The sequence below is a fragment of the Mesorhizobium sp. M8A.F.Ca.ET.021.01.1.1 genome (assembly GCF_003998025.1).
GTDB lineage: Bacteria > Pseudomonadota > Alphaproteobacteria > Rhizobiales > Rhizobiaceae > Mesorhizobium.
Map to the genome: position 1 here is coordinate 1 of NZ_RZSJ01000658.1, position 3,241 is coordinate 3,241.

A 3,241-nucleotide genomic window follows, 5' to 3' on the forward strand; every position below is an offset into this window, starting at 1 on the left:
GGAAGAACCCATTCCTGCCCCTCCACTACACTCGGAACATAGATCTTCACCCGACCTCCCGACCCTCGCACGCTTCCAGGCAGTGAAGCCCCCCTAACGCTGCGCACAGCGGCCTCGCAGCGGATTTTCGAGCACGCCGCCGATACCGACGCGTCGATCGAGACTATACATCCGTTTTGCGGACCGCCCGCACCCAACATATCACTGTAGATGACGCGGCGGTGCCGCGCGATGCTCTGTTCCTGTATCCGGGTCGGATCAGCGCACCTCCGCCGGTCGCAGGATGCGATGGATCTGGATGCGCTCGATGGAATCCGGCATACAAAGCAACTACCTGCCCCAATCCGTTCATCACGCGTCGGCGGGACTGAAGGCCATCAGAATGACCACTCGATCTTCCTTTCTAGGCTTGCCCGATCGCCTCGCCGATGGCACGGTGCCCCGCGCGGTAATCTTCGGAACTGGTCACGGCAGCACCTATCCCGGCAAAGACAGCAATGGTCACGCCTTGACCTTGAGATCCTTAATGAGCGTCACGGAATCTCCGTCACTCAGAGGTGTGCCGTTGCTGTCTTTGACCTTCATGGTTTCACTTCCTGCCTTTGTGCATTCAGCCCGTTGAGGAGATCGGCGAGTTCCTCGGCATCGGGTCGGTTCATTCCAACGATGGTCCGACTCCCCATCTCGGCGGGCCGCCCGGTCCGAGCATCATTGACGGCCCAGGTGCCAGTCGGCTCCTGAAAAGGTTCGTAACGATGAGTCATTGGCACAGGATAGTCGCCAAGGCTCTCCCTGCCAAGATCAAATCATTATTTTTTCGCCCTGTATTGATGTTTTATGCATCAATGATACGATAGAGGATATCATTTCTCATACCAAGACGATGATTCCTCGATGATCACGGCTTCCCAGCTTCGCGCCGCTCGCGCCCTTCTCAACATCGACCAGAAAACCCTGGCGGAAATGGCAGGCGTCTCGCTGCCAACGATCCAACGAATGGAGGCCAGCCAAGGCAATGTGCGAGGCGTTGTCGACAGTTTGATGAAAGTGATCAACGCGCTGAACCGCGCCGGCGTTGAACTTCTCAGCGAACATATGCGCAGCGACGATGGAGGTCGTGGCGTGAGGTTCCGGCATCCGGACACGCTATTGGGCAAGCCGAACTAGACCATACAAAGTGGACCTCCGGCGCCCGCGCAATCACCGTCTTTCGTCTCCTTTTCCTTCCAGAAACACCCAATGAGCCTCTCCCTGCACGTCAACTTGTGGTTCCGCTTTTCCACACGGAAAGGCAGGGTTCGCCCATGATCCTCTATCTGCGTCGGCTTGCCGGGAAGGAACGGAGCGACAGGACCGATCGACATCTCGCCCGTTTCCTGACCTTTGTCGCGGGGGCGGCCAATGCTGGAGGATTTCTGGCGGTCCAGCAGTATACGTCCCATATGTCAGGCATCGTTTCGTTGATGGCTGATCACTTGGCACTCGGCAACGTCGAGCTCGCGCTTTCCGGATTCGGAGCCTTGCTGTCGTTTGTCTCTGGCGCGGCCTGTTCAGCGATGCTGATCAATTGGGGGCGACGGCAGCATCTGCAGAGCGAATATGCGTTTCCGCTTGTCCTGGAAGCGATCTTGCTGATCTGTTTCGGCCTTCTCGGCGGCCATCTCGCGCGTCATGAAGCGCTTTTTGTACCAATGACGGTGATGCTGCTTTGCTTCATCATGGGGTTGCAGAACGCCATCATTACAAAGCTATCGGAAGCCAGAATCCGGACGACGCATATCACTGGCTTGGTGACGGACATGGGCATCGAACTCGGCAAGCTGCTTTATTGGAACATCTCAAGAAGTGACTCGGACGAGCTGTTCGTGAAGGCAGATCGAAGAAAGCTGAGACTGCTTGCATCGCTTGTCGCATTGTTCTTTGTCGGCGGTGTCATCGGCGCTGTGGGTTTCAAGCACATTGGCTTTGCAGCGACGCTGTTTCTCGCAGCCATTCTCCTCGTGCTGGCCTCCATGCCAGTCCTGGAAGATATCTCCGTTCGCATGAAGCAACTCTGGCAGTAGCTCAGCGGAGTTTTTGCACCTGCCCGGTCGCACCCCAAGGATTACGCTGTCTGTTGCGCTAGCGCCAAGGCCTGAACACCAATTGGCTGAGGTCATTTGCGATCTCGTCGGCTCCGACCGCCGGCGGTATCAACAATATTGGCGGGACGAGGTCCCCCACCTTACCCGCCATGACGAGCGCGTTGCGATCCGGAATACCGCGCGTGTCGAGCAGTCTCACGTTCTCCCAGATATTACTGAGTTTGGCAGCAACACGATCCGGCATGATGTCAAGGTCGTGTCGAGCATGAACGTTCCCGATCAGAATACCGGACGAGCTGAGACGCGTCTGCGCCAAGCCGAAGAATGTCTCGGCACACAAGTGGTCTGGAATGCGCCTCCCGGAATATGCGTCCAGAACAATCGCATCGTAGCGATGACGGCCGGCGCGCAGAAAATCCCGCCCGTCGGAGATGCAACAGCGAACTCCACGGGGTAGCCCAAAATATTTCTGGGCGATCTGGAAAGCCTTCGGGTTGATGTCGACGATCGTGACACGCACGCCAACCCTATCCAGCATCGTCCCCAGGCTGCCGCCGCCACAACCGATCATCAAGACATCGGACGCCTGCGCTTGCGCGAGGAGGCCAAAGATCGCGTGGATGTAGGGCACGACGCTGACGCCATTCGGATCGCACTCACTTTGATAGCAGCCACCTTGGCGATAAATGAACGAACCGGAGTCCTTGGCCCGCAGAACCTCGATGTTGCCGAAATCGGTATGATATTTCGCAACCCGGATCATGCCTTGTCACCACAGCTGAGTTCCTAAGTCCGCTGTACCGCCGGTTTCACGAACTTTCTTTCTGTCAGCACTCACGCGGAGCCCAGGGATTCCTCCCTCATCGCAGCAGGCTCCGCTTCCAGTTGCAGGGCAACCAATCGGCGAGGCTCAGCGCCTCCCAACTCGTATCTCCCAGTTTTCTACAACTTCGAGACAGATGCGTCACGCATCATTATTTGAATGCGCCGCATTTTAATATATGCTGCAGCGCTTAGAGATAATACGTCAAAGCTGATCGAAAAGGGGATGCGACCGTGATAACTGCTCCACAGTTGCGTGCCGCGAGGGCGCTCCTTGGCATCGACCAGCGCAGGCTTGCCGAATTATCAGGCCTTTCGGTGCCGACAATTCAACG

3 protein-coding genes and 2 pseudogenes are annotated in these 3,241 nt (G+C 57.0%); 3 read left to right on the plus strand and 2 right to left on the minus strand.

Going from position 1 to position 3,241, the window contains the following annotated elements; all coding sequences use genetic code 11:
* Window positions 1-507: 507 nt before the first annotated feature.
* Window positions 508-585, minus strand: a pseudogene (locus EOA36_RS31645) (PhnA domain-containing protein); the annotation flags it as partial.
* Window positions 586-894: 309 nt separating this feature from the next.
* Here EOA36_RS31645 and EOA36_RS31650 point away from each other — a divergent pair.
* Both EOA36_RS31650 and EOA36_RS31655 read left to right on the plus strand, forming a co-directional pair.
* Window positions 895-1,167 carry a helix-turn-helix transcriptional regulator gene (locus EOA36_RS31650; RefSeq protein ID WP_127280787.1) on the plus strand — a complete coding sequence of 91 codons (273 nt, stop codon included), beginning with the start codon at window positions 895-897 and terminating at the stop codon, window positions 1,165-1,167.
* Window positions 1,168-1,304: 137 nt separating this feature from the next.
* Window positions 1,305-2,045, plus strand: a pseudogene (locus tag EOA36_RS31655) (YoaK family protein); the annotation flags it as partial.
* Window positions 2,046-2,121: 76 nt separating this feature from the next.
* Here EOA36_RS31655 and EOA36_RS31660 read toward each other — a convergent pair.
* The gene (locus EOA36_RS31660) at window positions 2,122-2,847 is read right to left on the minus strand and encodes a fused MFS/spermidine synthase (protein WP_127280789.1); all 726 of its coding nucleotides are present in this window, start codon (window positions 2,845-2,847) and stop codon (window positions 2,122-2,124) included.
* Between the two features lie 293 nt (window positions 2,848-3,140).
* Here EOA36_RS31660 and EOA36_RS38595 point away from each other — a divergent pair.
* Window positions 3,141-3,241 (plus strand): helix-turn-helix domain-containing protein (locus EOA36_RS38595; RefSeq protein ID WP_127280790.1); only part of this gene is annotated, 101 nt, incomplete at its 3' end.